At 40.6% G+C, this 25,125-nt stretch carries 22 protein-coding genes and 4 pseudogenes; 21 read left to right on the forward strand and 5 right to left on the reverse strand.

Features of this window, described 5'->3' with window-relative positions:
• Positions 1–75: 75 nt before the first annotated feature.
• Positions 76–261, forward strand: a pseudogene (locus ACFOU2_RS08190) (universal stress protein); the annotation flags it as partial.
• Positions 262–304: 43 nt separating this feature from the next.
• Positions 305–649 (forward strand): annotated as a pseudogene (locus ACFOU2_RS08195) (hydroxylamine reductase); the annotation flags it as partial.
• A gap of 365 nt (positions 650–1,014) precedes the next feature.
• Here the strand turns inward: ACFOU2_RS08195 and ACFOU2_RS08200 are convergent.
• Positions 1,015–1,281 (reverse strand): GlsB/YeaQ/YmgE family stress response membrane protein, encoded by a 267-nt coding sequence (locus ACFOU2_RS08200; RefSeq protein WP_377914037.1) that lies wholly within the window; start codon positions 1,279–1,281, stop codon positions 1,015–1,017.
• 145 nt (positions 1,282–1,426) lie between these two features.
• Here ACFOU2_RS08200 and ACFOU2_RS08205 point away from each other — a divergent pair, with 145 nt between their 5' ends.
• A complete protein-coding gene (locus tag ACFOU2_RS08205; protein ID WP_377914039.1) occupies positions 1,427–1,606 on the forward strand; it encodes a gamma-type small acid-soluble spore protein in 180 nt (59 codons plus the stop codon).
• Between the two features lie 325 nt (positions 1,607–1,931).
• Here ACFOU2_RS08205 and ACFOU2_RS08210 read toward each other — a convergent pair whose 3' ends face one another.
• On the reverse strand, positions 1,932–2,159 hold the full coding sequence (locus ACFOU2_RS08210; protein WP_377914041.1) for an aspartyl-phosphate phosphatase Spo0E family protein: 228 nt from the start codon (positions 2,157–2,159) through the stop codon (positions 1,932–1,934).
• 293 nt (positions 2,160–2,452) lie between these two features.
• Here ACFOU2_RS08210 and ACFOU2_RS08215 point away from each other — a divergent pair, with 293 nt between their 5' ends.
• From ACFOU2_RS08215 to pdxR, 3 genes are all read left to right on the forward strand, one after another.
• Complete coding sequence (locus ACFOU2_RS08215) at positions 2,453–2,680, forward strand: small, acid-soluble spore protein, alpha/beta type (protein WP_377914043.1); 228 nt, start codon at positions 2,453–2,455, stop codon at positions 2,678–2,680.
• Between the two features lie 418 nt (positions 2,681–3,098).
• Positions 3,099–3,293 (forward strand): hypothetical protein, encoded by a 195-nt coding sequence (locus tag ACFOU2_RS08220; protein ID WP_377914045.1) that lies wholly within the window; start codon positions 3,099–3,101, stop codon positions 3,291–3,293.
• Positions 3,294–3,377: 84 nt separating this feature from the next.
• Complete coding sequence (pdxR, locus tag ACFOU2_RS08225; RefSeq protein ID WP_377914047.1) at positions 3,378–4,826, forward strand: MocR-like pyridoxine biosynthesis transcription factor PdxR; 1,449 nt, start codon at positions 3,378–3,380, stop codon at positions 4,824–4,826.
• Positions 4,827–4,977: 151 nt separating this feature from the next.
• On the opposite strand, the gene ACFOU2_RS08230 is transcribed toward pdxR, so the two are convergent.
• Positions 4,978–5,853, reverse strand: coding sequence for a LysR family transcriptional regulator (locus ACFOU2_RS08230; protein ID WP_377914049.1), 876 nt, complete (start codon positions 5,851–5,853; stop codon positions 4,978–4,980).
• Between the two features lie 178 nt (positions 5,854–6,031).
• Here ACFOU2_RS08230 and ACFOU2_RS08235 point away from each other — a divergent pair, with 178 nt between their 5' ends.
• The 4 genes from ACFOU2_RS08235 to ACFOU2_RS08250 all read left to right on the forward strand — a co-directional run bounded on the left by ACFOU2_RS08235 (position 6,032) and on the right by ACFOU2_RS08250 (position 11,258).
• A complete protein-coding gene (locus ACFOU2_RS08235) occupies positions 6,032–7,804 on the forward strand; it encodes a thiamine pyrophosphate-requiring protein (protein ID WP_377914051.1) in 1,773 nt (590 codons plus the stop codon).
• A gap of 83 nt (positions 7,805–7,887) precedes the next feature.
• On the forward strand, positions 7,888–9,354 hold the full coding sequence (locus tag ACFOU2_RS08240; protein ID WP_377914280.1) for an aldehyde dehydrogenase family protein: 1,467 nt from the start codon (positions 7,888–7,890) through the stop codon (positions 9,352–9,354).
• Between the two features lie 139 nt (positions 9,355–9,493).
• Positions 9,494–10,990: an MFS transporter gene (locus ACFOU2_RS08245; RefSeq protein ID WP_377914053.1), complete on the forward strand. Its 1,497-nt coding sequence runs from the start codon at positions 9,494–9,496 to the stop codon at positions 10,988–10,990.
• Between the two features lie 118 nt (positions 10,991–11,108).
• A complete protein-coding gene (locus tag ACFOU2_RS08250; protein ID WP_377914055.1) occupies positions 11,109–11,258 on the forward strand; it encodes a hypothetical protein in 150 nt (49 codons plus the stop codon).
• Positions 11,259–11,452: 194 nt separating this feature from the next.
• Here the strand turns inward: ACFOU2_RS08250 and ACFOU2_RS08255 are convergent, their stop codons facing one another.
• Positions 11,453–11,875, reverse strand: a complete 423-nt coding sequence (locus tag ACFOU2_RS08255; protein WP_377914057.1) for an RrF2 family transcriptional regulator — start codon at positions 11,873–11,875, stop codon at positions 11,453–11,455.
• A 306-nt stretch (positions 11,876–12,181) separates the two neighbouring features.
• On the opposite strand from ACFOU2_RS08255, the gene ACFOU2_RS08260 reads away from it, so the two are divergent.
• The 3 genes and pseudogenes from ACFOU2_RS08260 to ACFOU2_RS08270 all read left to right on the forward strand — a co-directional run bounded on the left by ACFOU2_RS08260 (position 12,182) and on the right by ACFOU2_RS08270 (position 13,939).
• Positions 12,182–13,042, forward strand: a complete 861-nt coding sequence (locus tag ACFOU2_RS08260) for a sulfite exporter TauE/SafE family protein (protein WP_377914059.1) — start codon at positions 12,182–12,184, stop codon at positions 13,040–13,042.
• Positions 13,043–13,158: 116 nt separating this feature from the next.
• A pseudogene (locus ACFOU2_RS08265) lies at positions 13,159–13,524 on the forward strand (4-hydroxyphenylacetate 3-hydroxylase N-terminal domain-containing protein); the annotation flags it as partial.
• A gap of 229 nt (positions 13,525–13,753) precedes the next feature.
• Positions 13,754–13,939, forward strand: coding sequence for a Fur-regulated basic protein FbpA (locus tag ACFOU2_RS08270; protein WP_377914061.1), 186 nt, complete (start codon positions 13,754–13,756; stop codon positions 13,937–13,939).
• Positions 13,940–14,161: 222 nt separating this feature from the next.
• Here the strand turns inward: ACFOU2_RS08270 and ACFOU2_RS08275 are convergent, their stop codons facing one another.
• Complete coding sequence (locus ACFOU2_RS08275; RefSeq protein ID WP_377914063.1) at positions 14,162–14,800, reverse strand: TetR/AcrR family transcriptional regulator; 639 nt, start codon at positions 14,798–14,800, stop codon at positions 14,162–14,164.
• Between the two features lie 310 nt (positions 14,801–15,110).
• Between ACFOU2_RS08275 and ACFOU2_RS08280 the strand changes: the two genes are divergently transcribed.
• The 8 genes and pseudogenes from ACFOU2_RS08280 to ACFOU2_RS08315 all read left to right on the forward strand — a co-directional run bounded on the left by ACFOU2_RS08280 (position 15,111) and on the right by ACFOU2_RS08315 (position 25,110).
• Entirely contained in the window at positions 15,111–15,764 is a 654-nt protein-coding gene (locus ACFOU2_RS08280; protein ID WP_377914065.1) for an HlyD family secretion protein, read from the forward strand.
• 14 nt (positions 15,765–15,778) lie between these two features.
• Complete coding sequence (locus ACFOU2_RS08285; RefSeq protein ID WP_377914067.1) at positions 15,779–17,293, forward strand: DHA2 family efflux MFS transporter permease subunit; 1,515 nt, start codon at positions 15,779–15,781, stop codon at positions 17,291–17,293.
• Positions 17,294–17,312: 19 nt separating this feature from the next.
• On the forward strand, positions 17,313–19,001 hold the full coding sequence (locus tag ACFOU2_RS08290) for an efflux RND transporter periplasmic adaptor subunit (RefSeq protein ID WP_377914069.1): 1,689 nt from the start codon (positions 17,313–17,315) through the stop codon (positions 18,999–19,001).
• 310 nt (positions 19,002–19,311) lie between these two features.
• Entirely contained in the window at positions 19,312–19,920 is a 609-nt protein-coding gene (gene safA, locus ACFOU2_RS08295; RefSeq protein WP_377914071.1) for a SafA/ExsA family spore coat assembly protein, read from the forward strand.
• Between the two features lie 232 nt (positions 19,921–20,152).
• Positions 20,153–20,905 carry a hypothetical protein gene (locus tag ACFOU2_RS08300; RefSeq protein ID WP_377914073.1) on the forward strand — a complete coding sequence of 251 codons (753 nt, stop codon included), beginning with the start codon at positions 20,153–20,155 and terminating at the stop codon, positions 20,903–20,905.
• 411 nt (positions 20,906–21,316) lie between these two features.
• Positions 21,317–22,771: an NADP-dependent glyceraldehyde-3-phosphate dehydrogenase gene (locus ACFOU2_RS08305; RefSeq protein WP_377914075.1), complete on the forward strand. Its 1,455-nt coding sequence runs from the start codon at positions 21,317–21,319 to the stop codon at positions 22,769–22,771.
• A gap of 315 nt (positions 22,772–23,086) precedes the next feature.
• A complete protein-coding gene (locus ACFOU2_RS08310; protein WP_377914077.1) occupies positions 23,087–24,118 on the forward strand; it encodes a LacI family DNA-binding transcriptional regulator in 1,032 nt (343 codons plus the stop codon).
• Positions 24,119–24,383: 265 nt separating this feature from the next.
• Positions 24,384–25,110: pseudogene (locus ACFOU2_RS08315) on the forward strand (ThuA domain-containing protein).
• Positions 25,111–25,125: the final 15 nt, after the last annotated feature.

Below are 25,125 nucleotides of genomic sequence, written 5' to 3' on the forward strand. Positions count from 1 at the left end.
AACGTTAAGAAGGTGTCCCATAAGTTCAAAAAAATGATGGGTTTTATGTTTTATGCAAAATGGGACCGTCAATCTGCACCTGAACACGATGTAGATTTAATTGTATGTGATGCCACAGAACTAAATGCAGTAGAACGTTTCCTTATCGGCAGTGTGTCTGAACACATATTGCGTTATGCAAAATGTGATGTACTGGTTGTTAGAACGCCTAAGGAAGAGGAACAAGAATTACAGCCTGTACAATCAGAATTAGCAAAATAAAATTGAAGGAAAAGCGATTGTTGTAACAGGACATAATTTATTTGCATTGGAACTTCCTGAAGCGAATATGGAATCTGACGAAACGTTACTTACAGGTTTTCATCATCAAACCGTCATCGGTCTAGCTCCTGAAATTATCCAAGCTGTAAAGGATAAAAAGATTAAACGTTTCTTTGTGATTGCCGGCTGTGACGCTCCAGGCAAAGGTGGAGAATATTATCGTTCATTGGCAACATCCTTGCCTCCTGAAACGGTTATTTTAACGACATCCTGCGGCAAATTCCGTTTCAATGATGTAGATTACGGAACCGTACCGGGGACAGACATCCCGCGTTACATTGACTTAGGTCAATGTAATAACTCGGTTTCGACTGTGAAAATTGCACTAATCAATCTATTAAAAATCTCTTCCGGTCAATTTAATATTACAATTTTGGGTGACGAGCCCTATCCAAACTATAACCGAATTCAGTTATCAACCGTCCTTCAAGGTGATACAACATTAAATGATATTATTATGAACGATTGGGATTGGTACAAAGAAAACGATATTCAGTTATATACAGGAGAAATAGCAATCAAAATCGATGTCGAAGAAAAGCGTGTCCTTTCAGATAAAGGACGTGTGTTGGAATATGATGAACTTAATATTGCCACTGGTTCAAGCAATGACCGTAAGCGACCTTGTTCCTCCTGATTAGAAAAACAAGATCGCTTACACTCGTTCCTCACTCTTAAATTTCTTTTTGTTTATTACGCATGATGATTACGGTTGCCACGCATTCTTCTCATAATAAAGCTTACAATCAAAGCTAAAAGGACGGCACCAATGATGGCTGGGATAAGCTCAAAGCCGCCAACTTCCGGTCCAAAGTCTCCAAGGATAGCTGTTCCTAACCATGCTCCAATAAAACCAGCGATAATATTTCCAATAATACCTCCTGGAATATCACGCCCTGTTAACAGGCTTGCTACCCAGCCAATAATGCCGCCAATAATTAAACTCCATATGAATGACATAAATGATTACCTCCTTTTAGATTATCTTCGTTTATTTGTTTTTACCCAAAAAGGAGGGAAGTTATTCGGGAGAAGATTTTTTTTCTCATAACCTCGTTTATGTCAAATCCTCTTGGACATATTAATCTTCGTGGAGGTGATAACAATGGTAACCAATCAACAGCCAAAGAAAACTGAAGCCGGAGCAAACGTCTATAAAGTAGAACAACAAGGCGGTGCATTTACACCTAATGACTTTGGAACAGAATTCGCAAGTGAGGAAACAGTAACGCAACGATTAAACGCTCAAGAAGCAGCTAAAAAGGGCCAAAATGCTGGTCAATAACAAAACTAACAAACAAAGGGTATTTTCAACGAGTATGGGAATACCCTTTTCAATAGGTAAACCGGGTATAAATATTATAGCCTTATTCCACTAAACCACCTCTATCTATATTTTCCATTCCAGATCAGTTGGAAGATAAGATGATAAAACGATAGATTAACAAGTAAAGTGAAAGGATAAAAAAATGAATAAGGAAACAGTGTAAGCGATCTTGTTATTCTAGAGAGAATGAATAAGATCGCTTATTGTTGTTAAAAACCTTCTTGAAGCTGTTTAGTTGACATAACACCCATTAGAAGAAGTTACTCGTACAAAAATCCTTTGATTACCGAGGAGTTTTTTTTGTTTTACAAAGTGCATACGAATGCAAACTACACGCATTAGGCCCCCGCATATACAAATTGATAAGTTTGTCGAGATCCTGACTGCACTTGATTGTTTTTTCATCTAAAAATCCGTAATTTATACCTAGATCCATCAATTCTTTTCTTTTGTTAACAATATAATCTGGTAAGTCTTCTATTTGATCTGCTGCAAAGAATGTGGTTGACATTGTTTCTTCTCACCTCATCGAAATTTTTCGGTCCCTAGGGCGTCCAGTAGGTCGATAATGAAGATAGAGACTATAAGAATATTATGAGTAAGATAAGACAAAATGAAAATAGTTATGACAAATGATGTCAAAACATTACAAAAATTTAAAAACAACGTACTATTTATGAAGATAAAGAAACCTCTTACTGTTACATTATGAAGGGTTTCCTCTTTACTATTCATCCAAAATTTTCAAGGTATCGGCCGTTTAGATAAAAGGAATCTTAAGGATGTACAAGGAGGTGAAGACAGATGTCAAACCGCAGTGGCGGCCGTAACCGCTTATTAGTACAAGGTGCAGAACTAGCAATTGAGCAATTAAAATATGAAATCGCGACTGAATTTGGTGTGCAGCTTGGAGCAGACCAAACAGCTCGTGCAAACGGTTCAGTAGGTGGCGAGATCACAAAGCGTCTTGTTGCGACAGCCCAATCTCAATTATCAGGGCAAGTACCTGGCGCAGCTGGTACGTCTCGCTAACGAATGTTTAAACATAACAAGTAAAATGAAATATTCCAATATGGCTTAGGCTACCTACTGACGTAGGTAGTCTTTAAGTTGTTATATGTATTGGAACAACATATATGGTTTCCTTATTCATACCTAAATATGTAAAGAATTTAGGAGTGAGTGATATTACATTGAATAGTGGAAATAAGTATGATTAGAAATCAAAAAATATGGAATTTGGGACACTTGGGATAATCTACAAGATGGCTATGAACAACAAAGGCGAGATTTTTTGCAACAGAATCTTTTACTTATAAAGTGGATGGGCAAAATATTGTGAAAGTGGATGGTCCTTTTTTTTCTATGTTCCTTATTATAGAAAGAAAAGGTAGTCCCTATCTACTACATTTTCTATTCAAACAGGCTGTTTTTAGAGAGGAGAAAGCCAATGAAATTTGCCTTTTTACTAGTCATTACGATTGGTGTTGTATCACTCCTGAGTACGATATTCGTTGCAAGAAACGTGGAGGCAAACTATGGTAAGTCTACTAAGCGGAATGTAACGAATTTATCCGCTATCTATATCGTACTTCTTTTAGGCCTTCTTATAGGAGTCACGTGGTATGCAATTGTCACCTTATAGAGGCCATTCAACGAAATTTTACTTTAATGATCCGCTTTACTATAATGATATAAATAAAGAAATGATGGTAGGGATGGAATTTAAATGGAATGGAAACCCGATCGTACGGATAAAAAACCTATTTACAAACAAATTGCAGACTATATTGAACGTGAGATTTCTTCGGGAGCATTCTCCCCAGGCAGTTTGTTGCCCTCGGAACGTGCTTTAGCAAAAGAGCTGCAAGTCAATCGCAGCACGGTAGTAGCCGCATATGAGGAACTGCAATCGCTTGGAATAGTAGAGAGGAAAAAAGGAAGCGGAACACGTGTAAGCACAGATATATGGGGGATATCACATAAACGTATCCCAAACTGGGACCGCTATGTAGAGGACGGTTCTTTTCTTCCTAATCTTCCTTTGGTTCAGCGAATTCGCATGGAAACTCAAAAGAAGGATCTGATTAATTTGGCTAGCGGTGAATTGTCGCCGGATTTGTTTCCAATCGATCAATTTCGTACTATCCTCTCAGATCAGCCATTTATGGGTCATCTTGGCTATGATCATCCACAAGGGAACGAGATCTTAAGGGAAACGATATCCTCACATATTAAAGAATACAAGAATATAGATACAAGTTCTTCTTCTATTCTTATTACGTCCGGTGCTCAACAAGCTCTCCATCTCATTGTTCAATGCTTGCTTAAGCCGGGAGATGCTGTTGCCATTGAGGATCCGTCTTATTGTTTTTCCCTTCCGATTTTCCAGTCTGCCGGGCTAAGAACCTTCCTTTTGCCTGTGGACGAACATGGAATAGATCCGGATGATCTTATATGTCTACACAAGAAGCATCGAATCCGAATGGTTTTTTTAAATCCAGATCATCAAAACCCTACGGGAACTTCCCTTCCTTTTACACGCCGTAAAAAAATTCTGGAATTATCATCTGAGTTTGGTATCCCGATTATAGAAGATGATCCTTATAGTTTAACTTCCTTCAATGGGGAAGTAAACTCAACTCTAAAATCGATGGATCATAACGGGAATATTCTATATATTAGCTCCTTATCGAAAATCGTAGCATCGGGGTTGCGAATCGGATGGATTATTGGCCCCCCGCAGGTGATTCAACGCCTGGCAGACGCAAAACAGCAAGTGGACTTTGGACACAGTATTTTTCCTCAATGGGTAGCCAATCAATTTTTGGAGTCAAAGCACTTTAACACACATATCCGTATGCTTCGAAAGCAGCTCAAGCAGCGAAGGGACCAAATAATCTCCAGTCTTGATGAATTTTTAAATGGCCAAATTGAATGTTTTATTCCAGAAGGCGGAATCCATATGTGGTGCAAGGTAAATGGTTCCATTAATGAATATCATTTACTTGAAGAATCCATGAAAAAGGGAGTGACCTTCGTTCCGGGAAATGTTTTTGGTTCAAAAAAGGGGTATGTACGCTTTACTTTTGGCAGAGGGGAAGCAAACTTGATTCAGGAAGGCATTTCAAGGTTTGCGGATGCATTAAAAAGCATTCAATCTAATCAACGATCATAAACGATGGGATAAAACGACCTTATAAAGTTGTATTTAACAAATGATTCATGATCTTTTCATGAATCATTTGTTATTTTAGGGTGGTCACAGGTCTTTTACCGCGGATTGAGAAACAACTGAAGAGAAGGTGCGGCTGAAAAACATTGTAAATCTATACTTTGTAATCTTCCAGCAAATGTTCAATAAACGTTTTTATCGTTGAAGGCATAAAGGTGTCTTTTCGATAGACAACGCCCACGTCTTTTTTGGGGAGTGGATCAATAATGGGGATTTGCCGAATTCGATCATCATCAATGTTTGCTAAATATGGCGTAGGTAAGATGGTGACTCCCTTATTAAGCAGCGTCATTTGCAGCAAGGATTGCATATCAGATAATTCGACAATCGGTTTTAATGTGAAACCGGACTCCCTGCAGTAGTTGTCGATGTCTTGTCTTATTAAATACTTTTTTTGTAACAAGAAAATGGGTATCGATTGCAAATTTTCTAGTTTTATAAAAGGAGCGTTCGCAAATTCGTGTTCGGCCGAAACAGCAAGAGAAAGTTCTGTGCAAAATAATCGTCTGCTTTCAAGTTGATTCTCTTTTATCGGTAAAAAAACAATGCCCATATCAAACTGATTATTTAAAATTTTTTCGATTGTTTCTTCGGTTGTTGTGTCAATAACGGACAATTCGATTCCCGGGTATCGTTCGTGAAATGATATGATGGAGGAAAGGAGCAAATAATTCCCCGAGCAGCCTATCGTTATTTTTCCTCGTTGTAAGTCCTTTAACTCATTAATTTCATTCCTTACTTGATTCAATTCAAAAAATATGCGCTGTGTGTGCTGAAACAGGATTTGCCCCGCTTGGGTAATGTAAACCTTTTTTCCAATACGCTGAAAAAGAGGGGTTCCCAAATTGCTTTCTAAAATGCGGATTTGTTGACTTAGCGTAGGCTGGCTGATATGCAATTTTTCAGCTGCTTTGGTGAAATGAAGTTCCTCGCAAACGGCTACAAAGTACTCTAGGAGACGTAATTCCATAACGCTCACCTCTATGATAGTTTTTAACTATGATTTCTATAGTTACAATAGTATTGTAAAATGGTTACCGTTCAACTTACAATATGTACATACTTAAATTCATGAATTTTAAGAAAATTACGAATATGTTTCGGGAAATTACTTAAAGAGTCCAGTTATCTAGAAAGGGGAGTTTACTTTGTTAAGTAAATATACAACGAGCACAGCATTTTTGGAAGCGCTTCAAGAAGCGGGTGTGTCCTATATTTTTGCTAATCTAGGAAGTGATCATCCTGCCATGATCGAAAGTTTGGCGGAAGCGCGTAAGAAAAACATCAAGCTTCCCGAAGTCATTATTTGTCCTCACGAAATGGTCGCTTTAAGTGCGGCAAATGGTTACGCCCAGGTTACCGGCAAACCACAAGCTGTAGTTGTCCATGTAGAATGTGGAACTCAAAATCTTGGCGGGGCCGTTCATAACGCCGCTAAGGGCAGAGTGCCTGTTCTTATATTTGCCGGTGCTTCCCCATATACGCAGGAAGGTGAACAGGCTGGCAGCCGCAACGAGTTCATCCATTGGATTCAAGATGTTTCCGATCAGCGCGGCATTGTTAGGGGATATACAAAGTACGATAATGAGATTCGAAGCGGTAAAAATGTAAAACAGATTGTTCACAGAGCCCTGCAGTTTGCCCAGAGTGCTCCGAAGGGACCGGTGTATCTCATGGGACCGCGGGAAGTGATGGAAGAAGAGACTGAACCTGTATCCATTAACACGGAGCTATGGCAACCAATAGCGCCGGCTGCACTTCCTCCCCAAGGGGTTCACGATATCGTTGAAGATTTAGTGAAAGCAGAAAAGCCGTTGATTATTACATCATATTTAGGACGAAATCCGGACGCGGTGAAGGGGCTTTTACAGTTAAGTGAGCGGTTGTCAATACCGGTAATTGAGTCTGTTCCCAATTATATGAACTTTCCTGCCGATCATCCTATGCATTGCGGCTATCAGTGGAACACGCCAGAACAAAACGAACTACTTGGTGCTGCCGATTTTGTGCTGGTTTTAGATAGTGATGTTCCATGGATTCCGTTGAAAAATAAGCCGTCAGAAGATTGCACCATTTACTACATTGACGCAGATCCTTTAAAACAACAAATGCCTTTATGGTATATTCCATCTAAGCGTTTCTTTGCAGCTGATTCGCATATCGCCCTCCAACAATTGAACGAATTTTTAAGGCACACGGCTCTTGACGAAAAGGCCATTGTCAAGCGCCGCGCTACTATTTCAAACATTCATTATGAACAAAGAGCGGAATGGCGCAAACATGAACAGTATCGAGAAGATAGGATTACGCCAGAGTATTTGACTGCTTGTGTGAGAGAGATCGTTGATGAAAACACGATCATCATGAACGAAGGAATTTCCAATTATGAAACCATTTACAAACACATTCAAGCGAAAAGGCCAGGTTCTATTATCGGAAGCGGTGGAGGCTCTTTAGGTTGGAATGGCGGCGCTGCGATTGGAGCCAAATTATCTTCAAAAGATAAAACAGTCATTAGTCTTACAGGTGATGGCTCCTATTTATTCAGCGTACCATCATCTGTTCACTGGGTGGCGCGTAAATATGACGCTCCATTCTTAACGATTATTTATAACAATCGGGGGTGGAAATCGCCAAAACTATCCACGTTAGGCGTTCATCCCAATGGAATTGCCAATGAGACAAATCAATTCTGGGTAGATTTTGATCCGCCTGCTGATCTAGCTAAGATTGCCGAAGCTGCTGGTGGTGCTTTTGCTCAAACAGTTAAAAAGCCAAGTGAGTTAAAAGAAGCATTACAGAACGCAATTCATGCCGTTAAGGAAGGTCGATCTGCTGTGCTGGATGTTTACCTTCCGGCGATTAATAGCGCCAATGAAAGCCGGTCTACTATGCTGGATGTTCAATTTTCTTCTATTTAAAATAGCGATTAAATAAATGAATATACCGACCATTAAAGTGGAAAAAAGTTGAAAATGCCAATAAGAAAGGAATGGTAACATTGATTACGGTTGCTCAAATATTTAGAGATGTCAATAAACAATTTATTAATGGTGTATGGAAAGAGGGGAGTTCCAAGAAAACAGCTGCCATTGTAGACCCGTTTGACAATAGTGTGTTTACAGAAGTTGCATTAGCAAGCAAAACAGATGTTGATGAGGCTTACCGTACTGCTAAGGAAGCTCAAAAACAGTGGGAAGCAACACCGAAAGAAGAAAAAGTAAGAGTTATCGAAAATGCGATGAGTATTTTAGAACAGTATAAGACAGAAGTTATTGATTTATTGATTCGTGAATCAGGGAGCTCTACACTCAAGGCAAATATCGAAGTACAAGCAGCTTTAGGAATTATGAATGAAGCCAAAACATTTCCTTATCGAATGGAACCTGTAAGGGTACCATCTCCTATACCGGGGAAAGAAAATCACATTTACCGTAAGGCTGCCGGTGTAGTAGGGATCATTGCACCGTTCAATTTCCCATTCCATTTATCGATGCGTTCGATTGCACCTGCCATTGCTGCCGGTAATGCGGTGGTACATAAACCAGATTTACAAACTGCTATTTCAGGGGGAGCTATTATTGCCAAAATCTTTGAATTAGCGGGGCTCCCCAAAGGTGTTTTAAACGTGTTAATCACGAAGTCAGCTGAAATCGGAGACAGTTTTATTGAACATCCGATTCCACGGGTGATTTCATTTACAGGATCCACCCCCGCAGGTCGCAAGGTTGGTTCTTTAGCCGGTAAAAACTTAAAGCGGGCGGCCCTTGAATTAGGTGGAAACAATCCGTTTATTGTGTTAAAAGATGCAAATTTGAAACAGGCCGTCGATGCTGCGGCTTTTGGAGGCTTTTTACATCAGGGGCAAATTTGTATGAGTATTAATCGTATTCTAGTGCATAGAAGCATTCATGATGAATTCGTTGACATGTTAGTATCTAAGTTATCAAATCTTCCTTACGGCGATCCCAAAAAGCCGGAGGTTATTATCGGGCCTATTATTAATGAAGGGCATATTCAAGAAATCTTAAGTTTAGTAGAAACTGCCAAGAAAGAAGGAGCGACCGTCGCCTTGGAAGGGAAACGGGTAGGCAATGTTCTAACACCATTTGTGCTGACTAACGTGACCAACAATTCGACCATTGCACAAAGGGAAATATTTGGGCCGGCTGTTTCTGTTATTGCGTATGACTCTGAAGAGGAAGCTCTTGAATTAGCCAACGATACAGAATTCGGCTTAAGTTCAGCCGTGTTTACAAGTGACCTTGAGAAAGGATTAGAATTTGCCCAAAAGATAGAAAGTGGAATGACCCATGTGAACGATCAAACGGTGAATGATGAACCGGAAGTTCCGTTTGGAGGGGAAAAAAGCTCGGGTCTTGGACGCTACAATGGGGAATGGGCATTGGAAGAATTTACAACGGTGAAATGGGTTTCAATCCAAACAGAAGCTAGAAAATATCCTTTTTGAACTAGATTGGTATAAGCGTAGCATGATTTCTTAATAAAATTGTAACCGCTGTCATCCTGGGGGGGAGAACAACGAAGAATTGTTTAGAAAAAATGACGGATTCAGGGAGCCTTAATCGATTAAAAGGAGTGAATAGTTAATGTTAAAAAAAGGATGGCAAAGGTATCATACAATATGGACAATGTTGTTTTTGGGTTGGTTTGTTTCCTATATAGATCGAACAGCGACCGGTCCCGTTATCACATGGATGATTGAAAACAAAGTTTCATTTTTCTCTAATATTCCTAACCCGCATGAATTTGGGGGATTAATCGGAAGCTTGTTTTTTGCCGGATTTATGCTCAACCAGTTTCCAGGAGGTTATTTGGGAGATAAATTTGGATATCGGCCTGTTATTATTTTAAGCATCGTCTGGGCGGGCGTAGCTACGATATTGACAGGTTTGACAGGCGGACTTGTCATGTTTGTCATGTTACGTGTGCTTCTTGGCCTTGGTGAAGGTATACTTTATTCAAATGATCGTTCCTACATTGTATTTAATACCCCTCCTGAGAAGATAGGCTTAGGAATGGGGGTTGTTATTACTGGATTGTCTGTGGGACTTACTGTTGCAACGATTGGAACACCGTTGCTCCTTGGATTGGCAGAACCGATGATGGGGAAAGAGGCATGGCGATTCCCATTTCTGCTAATGGGTGGTATTAGTTTTCTCGTTGTAATCCTGATGTTCAAATTTATGAGACCGAATTCTAAGCTGAAACAGTCAGTAGATTCTGAGTCTCCAGGTGTGAAAGAGTACTATGGAAAAGCTTTGGTGCAGCTTTGTATGTATTCCGTCGTTTTTCTATCGATCATTATGGCGATTTATTTTGCTTCTACGAAATTAGGAATATCGTCCGTTATGATTGCCTTTATTCTGACCGGTCTAGCCCCGTTGCTTATTCTTTATCTTTATAAAACAAAAAAATCGGACGTATACCCGGTTCTTATGAATCGAAACCTTATTTTTCTCTACTTATCTGCCATTGCGATTATGTGGCACCTTTGGTTTTACGGGTTTTGGTCTGTATCGATCGTCCAGGAATTTGGCGGCGGAGCGTTGATGGGGGCAGCATTGGTTGCTTCATTTAATGGGCTTGCAGGTATCATAGGGTTCCCGCTGGGAGGGAGAATTTCTGATAAGGTAGCGAATAGGAGGAATGGCCGCCGGAATATACTAGCGATTTTGACCGGCCTTTTAACCGTTTCCATTTTCATCTTTACAGCTTATGTACAGCTTGGAAACAATAATCCAGTTATCATGTCTCTGATTTTGTTTGTTTCCGGGTTGTTCTTTTTCGCCTTGCAGCCTGTGGCACATGCGTTAACGGCCGAACTTGCACCAGAGGGGAAACGCGGGACAGCCTTTGGGATGTGGAATTTAATTGCAGAAGTAGGCGCAGTTCTTTCTCCAGTTGTATCAGGGTTTTTACGTGACAGTACGCAAAGCTGGGGAGCACCATTGCTGCTGGATGGAGCCTTGATGGCCGCCAGCTGCTTGCTTGTCATGGCAATTTCAAGCAAGGGTCTTCAATCTTCTTCCCTTCATAAAGAGAATGAAGAAGTGTCCATTGAGAAGCAATCCATTCAGGCCTAAATCAGGAAATGTGTTCGACATAAGGAAGTATCGAGTCTAGGGGGAGTTGGCCGGTTTCTCTGTAAAGGGAAAGCGGCCAATATTCATTATGTCTGATAAGGGTTAGGAGGAGCAGATTATGAATAAAATTTCCATTATAGGAGGGGCAGGGACGCTTGGGGCAACGATGGGTTTTCTTCTTTCACTTGATCAAAAGATAGAAGAAGTCTGTTTGGAGGTTCTCAAGTTCCTATTTTCAGCCGCGTTTCTCTTAATGGCAAAACATTAGTGATTTCAAGAGAGAAAAAAGAGGAAATCTATCAAGAAATGCAAAGCTGGTTTTTACGGTTTAATTCATTAAATATTAACCGTACCACAGGTTGGACATCAGGAATCGGAATGGCAAGGCTGATTAGCAGGTTGGTTGCTTCTGAACCGTCTGAAGTAGCCACCTTAGTCCCATTAAATCCAGGACCAAGGTGGTTAATTTTTATAAATATTTCCCTCCAAAAGATCTTTTAAGGTAGTATGATCCAATAAATCTGCCACAACGTCCCGAATTAGAGCCCATAGGGGTTTTAATAAACAGCCGTTATCTTCAAGAGGACAATATTCATATGAGGTAATGCTTACACATCCCATAGGCGCAAGTGGACCTTCCAAGTCACGAATCACTTTTCCGATGATGATCTTATCGGGTGATTCCTTCAATGTATATCCTCCATATACCCCCCGTTTACTTTTAACATAGCCGTGGCTTTTTAAATGCAACAAAATTTGTTCCAGGTATTGTGGAGGCACTAATGTCTCTTGTGCAATGTCTTTAATCTGCATCAGTTCTTTTTCATCTTTGGCTAAGGTTATTAGAGCTCTTAGTGCGTATTCCCCTTTACTTGAAATCTTCATATGATGGTCACCCCAAAATTAACAACCTTTATACCATGTTATTGTATGTTTAAAAATTATATACATAGGAGTTCGTCCATTTACAATATGGGACAAGCACATCTATATAAAAAAATTCATAATGTAATTTAGAAAGTCGACAAACTTAATCATGTTACTTTGGAATCTTATTTTATGACGAAAAGGAGATTAAACCATAGCTAACACATTGAAATACTTTGTTGCAAAGGCTGATTGAAAAAATTGAAGGTCTGGACAATGAGGTGTGGTTAAAGGCATTTTATATTTAAAACAGGGGGATCATTTATGCGTAAATTAATCATTTTTGCTTTCATTGGGTTTTTAGCACAATTAATTGATGGTTCACTCGGAATGGCGTACGGTGTTACTTCGACCACATTATTACTTACATTCGGAATTGCACCCACCGTTGCTTCGGCATCGGTTCATCTTGCAGAAGTTGTCACTACAGCAGCATCCGGTGCTTCTCATATCAAGTTTGGTAACGTAGACAAACAAGCCGTGTATCAACTCATTATTCCCGGTTCAATTGGCGCATTTGTGGGAGCGTGCTTTTTGAGCAATTTACCAGGAGATGTGGCAAAGCCATTTATTGCTTTATTTCTTATGCTTCTTGGTTTTTACGTACTTTTACGTTTTTTGTTTACATTCGAATCCGGAATACAGAAAAAGTCAATTGAATTAACCCGAAAGCAATCCATCCCTCTTGGACTTATTGCAGGGTTTGCCGATGCCACCGGCGGAGGTGGATGGGGACCCATCGCTACACCGATTCTCTTATCTAAAAAAGGGAGTACAGCGAGAAAAGTTGTTGGTACAGTTGATACTAGTGAGTTTGCTATTGCGGTTTCAGCCACTCTGGGCTTTTTGGTTTCCCTTGGTTGGGAAGAAGTGAACTGGTACTGGGTCATTGCACTCATGATTGGAGGTGTAATTGCAGCCCCGATTGCAGCATGGTTGGTAAAAAAATTGCCTGCTTACCTTTTAGGTGTCCTGGTGGGAGGGTTTATTATTCTGACAAATGCCCGAACTTTAATCAATACATGGTCAGCGGATGCAGCCTGGGTACCTTTTATTTATGCATTTATATTGATTGGATGGTTCTTGGCAATCAATTATTCTATTAGAAAGAACAAGCTAAAATGAGGTGACTCTATTAAAACCAATGTAGACAATTCCTGACTCATTTGTAGATTTAAGAAAAATCGGAAGAATTATAGTTTGGAAGGAGACTTGTATGGGTAAGCAAAAAAAATCAATTTATTCAAAGTCTGCAAGATGGACGAAGTGTTTGGGTGGATGGCACAGAAGTTGATGTTGCGACGGACGAAAACTTTACTGGTACATTATCAACAATCTCCCGCTTATTTAGTATGTTCGATGAGCCAAAACAGAAAAATCTTGTAGGGTATCCTAGTCCTAAAACAATAGAGTTCGTCCATTTAGCTTTTTTGGTACCGCACTCTTATGATGATTTATTGAAGAGAAGAACCACTTTTGAAGTATGGAGTCAATCAACAGACGGTGTTATGAGCCGTTTATCAGACTATGCCAGATCAAGATTAATTCATTATCTTGATAGGATGACAATTTTTTACTCTTTTTCAAACTTTTTTGCCAAAATCCCGTGTTTGTTTATTGGAATAGTTTGTGTTGGGATGCAGGCAATTTAACATTTTTATAGAGAGAAGTTTAGGGAACCGGCCCCAATGAAGCTTCAGCAACTTCCAACAAAAGCTAGAAGGGGCTACATCATTTCTCTTCTATTGCAGGGCAGATACTGGATCGAATTATTTGGTCGTAATCGTGATTTTTAGAGAATATGATGGAATGAAATGGTAATGGAGGAGTGATGACATGAAAAACATTCTTCGTACAGCAGTTGAAAGAAGAAAGCAATACCTCATTCATAAGCTCATTCATTTGGGGGCGTATGAACGGAAAGATTGTCACCTGTTAAATCGTAATTTAACAGACCTGGAGGAGGAGTATAAATACATGATGGAGCAAGAAAAGGGGGAAATAGGGAGAAGATTGACTTAAGCCGAACAGATCATTGGAAGTTGCCTAAATGGTACGTATCCGGTAAGATGCAAAAAGCGAGGGAACCCTTGGTTTACCAAAGATTTCTCGCCTTTTGTTTTTTATAAGAACGGCGATGTTAACTAAGATTGCATATAGGATACAAAATGAGGTATTTTCTCTTCATTTGAAGACTTTAACATCATTTCTAAGCCCCTCAAGTAAGCTTTGTGAGCGAGAGTATCACGCCATGTTGGTTCCATCATTCCTTTTATCTAGCCCGGCTGCTTTAAAAATGCCCAGATTCGTCAATTGAGTCAATTGAGAAGCCATATATTCGGGCGTATAACTCATTCCGCTTTCTAACCAATAAATGATTAACCCTAAATAGGAAGAAGAAGCGTATGTACTTAAAAGATCTTTAGGAACGATGAGTTGCCGATCATCCGGCTGCAAGTTTAACTGGCGCTGGTAGACGGATTCACGAAGAATTTCCACCATTCGTCTCCAAAAACCGGGCCGGCCCCGTTTGCTGAGCATGGTTTTATAAAAGTCGGCATGTTTGCTGATTTGTTCGAACATGCGAACAAAGATGGAGTATGGTTTTGTCGTTTCATCCAGTTTGTATTTTTTTGCCTCAGGTATGTAACGGACGGCTTCCGAAAATTCCTCCAATATTTCATTGATGGTTTGCTCCAGTAAATCGTGTTTACTATGATAGTGGGAGTAAAAAGTGGCTCTATTTACATCTGCTCGTGATGTAATGTCTTGGACCGTGATGAGCTCAAAGTCTTTTTCCATAATCAGAGAAATAAGAGCGTCTTTTAATAATTGGCGTGTTCGTTTAATACGACGATCAATATTTTCAGTCTTATTCAACATTTTGGCTCTCCTTGTACTTTATTTCACAGTTAAACAACACAACAACCCTTTATCGTTGGTTAACCAACAATAAAGCCGAAACTATCGGTTGTTTGTTTTCCATCTTTAGATATAATTACAAACGAAATAAACCAGTAAAATCTTCCTGCAAAACTCTTAATCTGATAGTGCTAAATTTATATTTTAAAGATAAGTGTGGCCCGTTTCAATAAGGGAGAGTGAAATTTTGGGGGAAATGCTGGTGATGGGAAAATGAAATTCTGTGATTTTCAGCGGATGGGTTAATCAAGAACAACGATGAGGTGAAATGATGAAGCGAAAAATAGTATTGATGATTTTATTTGCGGTCATGATCGCAAGCGGGGGGAGCATCGGTTATTATTACTGGTATCAAGGTTCCCATTATGTCAAAACGGAGGATGCGCGCATTCAGGGAGATCAATACAAGGTGATGCCGCAAATTCCTGGGGAAATTACGAGCATTGATGTAGGGGAAGGCGATCTACTTCAACAAAATGAAGTCATCGCCGAACAGGATTTGGCGAATATCGATCCTAGTATGATCAACAAATCGATCATTCGTGCACCGATCAGCGGCAATGTCATAAAAATTTTTTCAAAAGAACACGAGACTGTTGCACCAGGGCAAGCGATCGCTTTAATGGTCAATATGGACGAGCTGTATGTGTCAGCGAATATTGAAGAAACGGAGATTGGAAAAGTAAAAGAAGGCCAGCTAGTTGACATTACAATCGATACGCTGGATGGGCAGATGATTCAAGGAAAAGTCCGAAAAATCGGCCAAGCGTCCAATTCTGCTTTCGCCCTTGTTCCGGCCGTGAACACAAGCGGGAATTTCAACAAGGTGAAACAGCGTATTCCAATTGAAATCGCCATCAGCAAACCGGAAGATATGAAACTTGTTCCCGGAACAAACGTTGAAATTAAAATCCATATTTCATAAAAGGAGGGGTAGATGTGGCATCAACTGCAGTTGCCGCTCCTTCTTCCGCTGAATCGTCAAGAGAACGCTGGCTGGCGCTACTTGCGATTATTTTAGGAGCGTTTGTGGCTATTTTAAATAACAGTTTAATTAACGTCGCCATTCCAAAGCTGACAAGCGACTTAGGATCGACGACGTCCCGTATTCAATGGGTACTGACAGGCTATATGCTGGCCTCAGGGGTCATTATCCCGATTACGGGTTATATGGAAGAGAGAATCGGCTACAAAAAATTTCTCCTGCTCGCCCTGGCTGTGTTTACAGGAGGAACCGCCCTTTGCGCTGTCGCTTGGAGCGACACCTCTCTGATTATCGCTCGTGTCATTGCAGGAATAGGAGGAGGAGTCATCGGACCTCTTAGCATGACCATCATTTATAAGGTGATGCCGCGTGAGCAAATCGGAACAGCTCTCGGTTTATGGGGAGTGTCGGCCATGGTGGCCCCCGCTGTCGGACCGACATTGAGCGGGTACTTGATTGAGTGGTTCAATTGGCGCTTTTTGTTCATTATTTGTATTCCGGTCGCGCTTTTTGCCATGATGATGGTATCCATTTTATTGAAAGAGCCCGCCAAAACGAAGCCAAAGCCGTTTGACTTTGTTGGTTTTTTGCTGGCGGCGATATCGGCAGGAACTCTTCTATATGCATTGAGCAACGGCCAGACAAAAGGGTGGACTTCTTTTGAAATTGTAGCCCTTCTTTTTGTCTCGTTCTGGTCACTCATTTTTCTTTTATTTGTTGAAAAACAAGTGGACAATCCGGTCATTGAGCTATCTTTGTTCAAAAATTTTGTCTTTGTTTTAAGTATTATCGTTTCAAGTCTTGTTATGGTCGGGCTGTATGGTGTGATGTTCATCATGCCGATTTACTTGCAAAACATTCAAGGCGTGACCCCGATCAATACGGGGCTTTTGCTCATGCCGCAGGCAATTTGCATGGCGTTTATGATGCCGGTTGCTGGAAAATTATTTGATAAAGTAGGGGTTGTTCCTTTAGGGCTTACGGGCCTCTCTCTTATGAGCGTCACGACATATGAGATGCATCAGCTGACAGCTGATACGCCGCATGAATGGCTCATCCCGTTGTTAATGATACGCGGAATCGGTATTGGACTTTGTATGATGCCTTTTTCGACTGCGGGAATGAATGCAGTCGAACCACATCTTGTCGGGAAAGCATCAGCTGTGTCCAATTTGATTCGGCAAGTGGCCGCTTCGATGGCGATTGCCGTGTTTACAGTGATTATGCAGCAACGGACAGCCATGCATTTTCAGCATATGACAGACTCCATTCCAGCTAGTTCCGCTCAATCTGTGCAGGGATTGCTTGGAACTTCATGGTCAACAACATTGGCGGGATTGATGCAGCGTGAGGCAACAGCACGGGGGATTGTCGATACATTTATCGTTTCGGCTATTCCGCTGTTTATTTGCCTTCCTCTCGTATTCTTATTCAAGAGGAAAAAAGAAATGAAAGCAACAGAATCTTAAGGATAGAAAGGTGAAAGAAATGAAAGAAGTCAGCATCAAAAAAGCCATGGGAATTCTTTCGCTTGGCGGCTTATTGGTTGTCTCGGGGTGCGGTGCAAGTGCCCAGCAGACATTCAAATCAAGTTCACCTGTATCTGTTGAGGTGAGCGGGGTGCAAGAGGGATTGATCGGAAACGGTAAAGTATATGCCGGTACGGTCACTCCAAGCGAAGAAGTGAAGATTATGTCAAAAATACCTGGAAAAGTCGTTGATATGCCGGTAGAAGTCGGAACAAAGGTTAAAGCCGGTCAAGTACTGCTAAAGCTTGAGGACAAAGATTTGCAAAATTCTTTGGATAAAGCGAATGCAGCAGTAGCGGCAGCGGAAGCCAATGTGGAATCGGCGAAAACGGCACGCGAAGCAAGCATCGCCCAGGCGGACACAGGGGTTGTACAATCAAAAAGCGGTATGGTCCAGTCAAAAAGCGGTATGGTTCAATCGAAAAATGGAATAGTTCAATCAAAAAACGGAATGGTTCAATCAAAAGGCGGTATGGTCCAGTCAAAAAGTGGAATCATCCAATCGGAAAATGCCATGGTTCAAGCGCAGGATAACATCACGAAAGCGCAAAGTGCGGTCATACAGGCAGAAGACGGTGTCAAAGACAATGCCATCACATTGAAAAAAGCGGAACAGGCATTGAAAGACGCCAAAACGAACCATGATCGTATGAAAGGATTGTTTGAAGAATCGCTCGTTTCAAAAGTACAGCTCGAACAAGCTGAAACGGCGCTTGTGAATGCACAAGCAGCTTATGATAGTGCAAAAGTGGCGAGCCATACGGTTCAAAATAAACTGGAAACGGCGAAAAAGGCATTTACAGCTGCACAAGAGGCATATGCGAATGCAAAAGAAGCGTATACGAATGCAAAAGAAGCATATACGAATGCACAAGAGGGCTTCGCCAATGCCCAAGAAGGCTACACTAATGCCCAGGAAGTCTATGAAACGGCAAAAGAAGGTTACGATACAGCATCTGAAGGGTATGCGAGTGCCCAAAAGCAGGCGGAAATCGCAAAAAGCGAATCGGGTATTAAGGCAAGTGAGCAAATGCTGAAGCAAGCGCAAGTGAATGTCAAAGCGGCAAAGGATGCTCTTGATGATGCAATCGTGACTTCTCCCATTAATGGAGTGATCGGCGCCAAATATGCAGAAAAAGGTGAAATGATTTCCAACCAAGCTCCTGTTCTTGTATTGGCAAATTTCGATAAAGTGAAAGTTTTAACATATATTCCGACAAGCGAGATCAACGAAATTGAACAAGGAAGTCAAGTGCAAGTCAATGCCATTGATTTTGACTTTACCACCAAAGGGGTAGTAAAAACGATCAGCCCTTTCGATGAAAAAGGAAAAGGCTATCCCGTTGAAGTCGAAGTTCCAAATCCGAATTTTAAGTTCAAGGCCGGAATGATTGTTGACCTTCGGTTAATTCCAAAAGGTGCAGAGCAAGGTATCCTCGTTCCCGTGAAAGCACTCGAACGTGAAAAGGGAAAAGCGTATGTTTATGTAGTAAGAGGCGACAAAGTAAGCCGCCGGGAAGTCAAGATCGGTAAAAGGGAAGGATCCTTCATCATGGTGAAAGAAGGTCTTTCCGAGAACGACATGATTGTGACAAGCAACTTGGCATTGTTGTCAGATAGTGCAACAATCAGTTATCGTAAAGAATAGTGTAATAGTGTACGTGATCGAATCATAAGCGAACCACCCGTTTCCTGTGTGCCAAAAAGGGAACGGGTGTTTTTGACATTAAAAAAGGACCTCTATTCTTATATAACAGAAAAGAAACTCATGAAATCTTATTTGATTCGAATTGAAAGAACAGGATTGGGAACTGTACCTTGTTATCATTACGGAGAAATTAAGAATGAAAGAGATTGCTTGAAAGAATGGCAATACAGCCAATATTTACTCCTATCATTTTCGAGAAAATTCTTTCATAATAAAATTCTCATAATCCATTACATAGGAGGGTGCAAAAGTGAAGAAGCTTCTTGCTATTTTAATAGCTTTATTTGTATTCATCCCGCTTCAGTCAGCAAGCGCTGCCACTCAGTACACTGTTCAGTGGGGAGATACAATGTGGAAAATTGCTGCTAGATATCAAGTGGGAGTATCAGAGATTTTAAGCAGCAACCCGCAGATCAAGAATCCGGATATGATTTATCCTGGACAAGCAATCAATATTCCTGATTTAAGTCAAACGAAACAGTTTGAACAGAAAGTGATTCAGTTGACGAATCAGGAGAGAGCAAAATACGGGTTAAAACCGCTTGTTGCAGATTGGGAGCTTTCTAGAGTTGCTCGTTTCAAGTCAGATGATATGCGAAACAAAAATTATTTTTCACATACTAGTCCTACATACGGTTCGCCGTTTGATATGATGAAAAACTTTCGTATTACATATCGCAGCGCCGGCGAAAACATTGCGGCGGGACAGCAGACGCCTGAAGCGGTCGTTCAAGCTTGGATGAACAGTTCAGGACACCGTGCCAACATTTTAAATCAAAACTTCACTCATATCGGTGTTGGGTACTCGAAAGGCGGAAGCTACGGAGTGTATTGGACACAAATGTTTATTTCAAAATAAAAAGAACCTTTTCCATCAACTTGTTAAGAAAACGAGTTTGGATGGATAGGTTCTTTTTACTTGTAATGAAATTTAGTGCATTCCTTTTTTGTGACGATTTTACACCAGATACTAATATGAGATATAATATCTATGTATTAGGCTTCTTAAGCTCTTCCTTTATGATTGTGCTATAATTTTATAGTGTCTTTGTCATTTGGTGAGAAAGCCAAGGGAAGGAGAATGATATATCTTGATTAAACTCAAAAATCCTTTTACGGATTTATCAGCTAAAACAGGTAATGGCCGGATCAATGTTTTAATTCCGGCAGCAGTTGCCATTGTATTTTTATATATCGCGGCGATGGACCTTGTATTTTTCCGTTTTATGTTATTGTTATTTACATTTAGTTTAGTCATTTTAGTATTCTTGTTATGTAAAAGAGTGAATCACTTACTCGACAAATTTCCGCTGGATGAGGCAAATGATGAAGCACTTGAAGCGCAAAATTCACATGACCGCTTCCATCATGAAAGCCGGCAGGAAATAGCATATGATCGGAAGCATGAAGCAACGGGAGAGGCATTCCATCCATTCGAGACTGATGAAAAACAAGTGTTGGAGGAGCTTTTTGATAAAGCACGCTTGAAAGAAGAGGAAAAAGAAGCCTACAGAAAAGTAATAAGAGGGGATGCAGCGGAAGTTTCCCATATCAAACAAGAATTACTCGTTTTGAAAAATGAGATTCAACAGGTTGTAAAGGAAAAAACCAACCTGCTATTAAAAAGAGACCATGACAGGGAACAAGTGGTACGATTGCTGCAACCTGAATTTATTATTGACAGCTCTTTTGAAGAACTTAATCAAAAGTTTGAAATGATGAGACATCAGCTGTCTCCGGAAGTCGTCCAATCACTTAAGGAATCCAATTACATCGATGAAGACTTCAAGTTTACAAGAATAGGCTATCGAGAATTGATCAAAACGGCCAAAAAAGTCCATTAACCGTTTTTAGATATGTGATAGATTCGAAACAAGAAAGACTGATATACCTTTGATTGCCGGCACAAGAGGGTATCTTGATGTTATTCATCGGATAACATCAAGATATCCTTTTTCTGTTTGGAAAATTGCCAAAAAATGCTGATAATGCTAGGGTTTCAATGAAAGCGATTACAAATAAACTAAAAATAAAAAATATTCAAAAATATTAAAAAAAGTATTGTGCAAAAAGTACACTCCTGCTAGAATAAAAAAACATAAGGGTGAATTTTTTTGGATTAATCGGGACATAATATGTCTTGGTGGGACTAATTATGTCCAGGGTAAATCCTGAACAAATTTTCATTATCTGAAAATACCGAAAATTCATTCTATTATAATCTATTTCCACTCATAATTAAAGGAGGATGTATGATGACGACAAACGTATTAACCTTATCAGCTTATGAGTTTTACATAAATGGGGAATGGAAAGAAAGCCAGTCAGGGCAGACCATTGATATCAAGTCGCCATATCTTTATGAGGTAATCGGAAGAGTACAAGCGATTACGAAAGAAGAAGTGGATGAAGCGATTTACTTTGCACGCGAAGCACAAAAAGATTGGGCAGAGACTTCCTTGCAAGATCGTGCAAAATATTTATATAAATGGGCGGATGAATTAATCGATATGCAAGACGAGCTTGCTGAAATCATTATGAAAGAAGTCGGCAAAAGTTATAAAGATGCAAAAAATGAAGTGGCACGCACAGCAGACTTTATTCGTTACACGATTGAAGAAGCGCTTCATATGCATGGCGAAAGCATGAGGGGCGACAGCTTTCCGGGCGGCTCTCAATCAAAAATTGCCATCATTCAGCGTGTGCCGCTCGGTGTAGTGTTGGCCATCCCTCCATTTAACTACCCTGTAAACCTGGCGGCAGCCAAAGTAGCGCCGGCATTAATGGCGGGAAATGCCGTCATCTTCAAACCTGCCACGCAAGGCGCTATTAGTGGTACGAAAATGGTAGAAGCCCTTCATAGAGCGGAATTGCCAAAAGGTCTTGTAAACCTTGTAACAGGACGGGGTTCTGTCATTGGCGATTATTTAGTAGAGCACAAAGGAATTGACATGATTTCCTTTACAGGCGGTACAAATACAGGGCTTCACTTAGCGAAAAAAGCAACAATGGTTCCGCTTGTCCTTGAGCTTGGCGGAAAAGACCCTGGCATTGTGCGAGAAGACGCCGATTTGTACGAAGCGGCAAAACATATCATCAGCGGTGCATTCTCCTATTCCGGCCAACGCTGTACGGCTATCAAGCGTGTATTGGTGCATGAAAAGGTAGCAGACGAACTTGTCGGAATTTTAAAAGAAGAAGTGGAAAAATTGTCTGTTGGTTCCCCTGAAAACGGCAATACGGTCGTTCCTTTAATTGATGAGCAATCCGCTGATTTTGTTCAAATTTTGATTGCGGATGCGATTGGAAAAGGCGCTGCAGTTATAACAGGAAACAAGCGTGAACATAATTTAATTTATCCAACTCTTCTTGATTACGTGACAGAGGAAATGCGCGTAGCCTGGGAAGAACCGTTTGGACCTGTATTGCCGATTATTCGTGTGTCATCTGATGAAGAAGCGATCAAAATCGCGAATGAATCTGAATTTGGCTTACAAGCAAGTATTTTTACAAAGGATATCAACAAGGCCTTTGTGATGGCTGACAAAATTGAAACGGGTTCTGTCCAAATCAATGGACGTACAGAACGCGGCCCAGATCATTTTCCATTTATCGGCGTAAAGGGATCCGGTATGGGGGCGCAAGGAATCCGCAAGAGCCTCGAATCGATGACGCGTGAAAAAGTAACGGTGTTAAACATCGGAGAATAATACAAAAAGCGAGGCCCTAGGAGCTGGCTCGTGCAAGCCAGATTAAGGCAGTGATCCCACACTTAAGCTTCACCGATTACACAAAGTTTGGAAGTGGGGCTCTTACTGCCCGTTAATGCGGGATAAAAGAAAAACTTCAAGATAATTGCAATTCATCTCCAAACATTGGACATGGGCGTTTTTTGCTCATGTTCAATGATTTATGTGAATTTACATAGAAAAAGGTGGATAAATTTTTTTGAAAGTGAATTGACCAATAAACCGCTTTCATATATAATGAACTCAAATCAAGTTAACCGTTTAACCGGAGGAACCATGAAACAAAAAGTAACGATCCGAGATGTGGCAAAATATGCAGGGGTATCTCCTGCAACCGTTTCATATGTTATCAATGATGTAAAAAAAGTATCAGATGAAACAAAGGATCGGGTCTCACAGGCCATTAAAGACCTGAATTATCAACCCGATTTTACGGCAATCAGCCTTTCGAAAAAAAAATCGAACATGCTAGGTGTCATGATTCCTTTAGTCGGCGATTCGCTTGCTCCCATTTTTAAAGAAAATCATTACTACAGTGAATTGATTAGCGGAATCGAATATGTGTCGCGAAAAAATGGGTATGATTTTCTCATTTCAGGTATCGGGAAGCCGGAGGACTGCAAAAATTGGGTCATGAAGCGCAACTTGGATGGACTTATTTTTTTAAATTCTTTTCCCGAACATTTATATGAAGAAATGAAAACGCTATCCACCCCCCTTGTGTTAATCGATACATATGAAGGGTACGAAGATTTTTATTCTCATATCCGAATTGATGATGAATTAGGAGGATATCTTGCCGCCAAGCATCTAATTGAATTGGGCCATACATCCATTGGATTTATTGCTCCAAGAATGAAAGGCGAGATTGACCAGAAACGTTTCCGGGGCTTTCAAAGGGCCATGCAGGAAGCCAATTTGTCAATAAATGAAGAGCTGATCTTTGAGAGTAAAAATGGTTCGTTCGAAAGCGGATATTGTATAGGAACAAAGATAGCAGAAATCAATACTGAGATGACCGCTATTTTTGCTACGGCTGATATTTTAGCAATGGGCATCATTAAGGCCCTGAATGAAAATGGAAAACAAGTGCCCAATGATTATTCGATTGTCGGGTTTGATGATTTGATGATTAGCAGATATGCTTCACCAAGTTTAACGACGATTAGGCAAGATGTTGTTAATAAGGGCGTCGTGTCGGCCCAGATGCTCATTGATGCAATTGAATTGAAAGAAACTGACCCGACAGCGATGACTCTCCCGGTTGAATTAGTAGTGAGGGAGTCAACGGCAAGGCTTTCTCTGTAAGCTTTGTGATAGAAGGGATGAAAAAAGGCTCCTGTAATGACCGTTTTCCATAATGAAGGAGCCCTCATCCTTAAGGGGGTGAACGGCGGTAAAGATTGATGGCGATGCACCTTTATCATGTTGAGCTGCGAAGTTAACCGGTTAAAATTACATAAACTCATTTTTCATGTCACCTGCTTTTTTGTGGAGTCAACCACTTCAATTAATAATATATTATATAGAATTATCATTATAAATAAATTATTAAGAAAGCCAGGTGTTAAACGTGATAAAGGTAACAGTATGGAATGAAAATCGTCATGAGCAACATGATCCGGTTGTAAAGGAAATTTATCCGGAGGGCATTCATGGCACGATTGCGGGATTTTTGAAAAAAGAAGGGTTCGAAGTAAGAACGGCAACGCTTGATGAGCCGAAACACGGTTTAACAGACGATGTATTAAACAATACAGACGTATTGATTTGGTGGGGGCATATTGCACAAGGTAAAGTGAAAGATAGAATCGTCAAAAAAGTGCAGCAGCGTGTTCATGACGGAATGGGGCTTATCGTTCTTCATTCAGCTCAATTCTCAAAAATCTTTAGATGGTTAATGGGAACGAGCTGTGACATGAAGTGGCGTGAAGAGGGTGAAAAAGAACGTCTTTGGGTCGTATCCCCAAGCCATCCGATCACTGAAGGAATCGGTGAGTACATCGAGCTGGAAAAAGAAGAAATGTACGGGGAGTATTTTGATATCCCTACGCCGGATGAGGTGATCTTTATAAGCTGGTTTGAAGGCGGAGAAGTATTCCGAAGCGGTTGCACATTTAAGCACGGTAACGGAAAAGTGTTTTATTTCCGACCGGGCCATGAAACATTCCCGACATACCACAATAATGACATTCAGCGTGTCATCATCAACGGCGTCAAATGGGCGACCGGTTGACCGCAAACGCCCGGTATACGGAAATGCAAAGCTGTTAGCAAACATTTCACCAAAAACAAACTAATCAAACATAGGAGAA

This window comes from Bacillus songklensis (assembly GCF_042649685.1).
Taxonomy (GTDB): Bacteria; Bacillota; Bacilli; order Bacillales; family Bacillaceae_H; genus Bacillus_BA; species Bacillus_BA songklensis.

What these genes read in the sequence shown, in the direction of transcription:
- ACFOU2_RS08200 (WP_377914037.1), bottom strand. Translation starts at nt 1,281, where the DNA reads ATGTCATTCATATGGAGTTTAATTATTGGCGGCATTATTGGCTGGGTA.
- ACFOU2_RS08205 (WP_377914039.1), top strand. Translation starts at nt 1,427, where the DNA reads ATGGTAACCAATCAACAGCCAAAGAAAACTGAAGCCGGAGCAAACGTC.
- ACFOU2_RS08210 (WP_377914041.1), bottom strand. Translation starts at nt 2,159, where the DNA reads ATGTCAACCACATTCTTTGCAGCAGATCAAATAGAAGACTTACCAGAT.
- ACFOU2_RS08215 (WP_377914043.1), top strand. Translation starts at nt 2,453, where the DNA reads ATGTCAAACCGCAGTGGCGGCCGTAACCGCTTATTAGTACAAGGTGCA.
- ACFOU2_RS08220 (WP_377914045.1), top strand. Translation starts at nt 3,099, where the DNA reads ATGAAATTTGCCTTTTTACTAGTCATTACGATTGGTGTTGTATCACTC.
- pdxR (WP_377914047.1), top strand. Translation starts at nt 3,378, where the DNA reads ATGGAATGGAAACCCGATCGTACGGATAAAAAACCTATTTACAAACAA.
- ACFOU2_RS08230 (WP_377914049.1), bottom strand. Translation starts at nt 5,853, where the DNA reads ATGGAATTACGTCTCCTAGAGTACTTTGTAGCCGTTTGCGAGGAACTT.
- ACFOU2_RS08245 (WP_377914053.1), top strand. Translation starts at nt 9,494, where the DNA reads ATGTTAAAAAAAGGATGGCAAAGGTATCATACAATATGGACAATGTTG.
- ACFOU2_RS08250 (WP_377914055.1), top strand. Translation starts at nt 11,109, where the DNA reads ATGAATAAAATTTCCATTATAGGAGGGGCAGGGACGCTTGGGGCAACG.
- ACFOU2_RS08255 (WP_377914057.1), bottom strand. Translation starts at nt 11,875, where the DNA reads ATGAAGATTTCAAGTAAAGGGGAATACGCACTAAGAGCTCTAATAACC.
- ACFOU2_RS08260 (WP_377914059.1), top strand. Translation starts at nt 12,182, where the DNA reads ATGCGTAAATTAATCATTTTTGCTTTCATTGGGTTTTTAGCACAATTA.
- ACFOU2_RS08270 (WP_377914061.1), top strand. Translation starts at nt 13,754, where the DNA reads ATGAAAAACATTCTTCGTACAGCAGTTGAAAGAAGAAAGCAATACCTC.
- ACFOU2_RS08275 (WP_377914063.1), bottom strand. Translation starts at nt 14,800, where the DNA reads ATGTTGAATAAGACTGAAAATATTGATCGTCGTATTAAACGAACACGC.
- ACFOU2_RS08280 (WP_377914065.1), top strand. Translation starts at nt 15,111, where the DNA reads ATGAAGCGAAAAATAGTATTGATGATTTTATTTGCGGTCATGATCGCA.
- ACFOU2_RS08290 (WP_377914069.1), top strand. Translation starts at nt 17,313, where the DNA reads ATGAAAGAAGTCAGCATCAAAAAAGCCATGGGAATTCTTTCGCTTGGC.
- ACFOU2_RS08305 (WP_377914075.1), top strand. Translation starts at nt 21,317, where the DNA reads ATGACGACAAACGTATTAACCTTATCAGCTTATGAGTTTTACATAAAT.
- ACFOU2_RS08310 (WP_377914077.1), top strand. Translation starts at nt 23,087, where the DNA reads ATGAAACAAAAAGTAACGATCCGAGATGTGGCAAAATATGCAGGGGTA.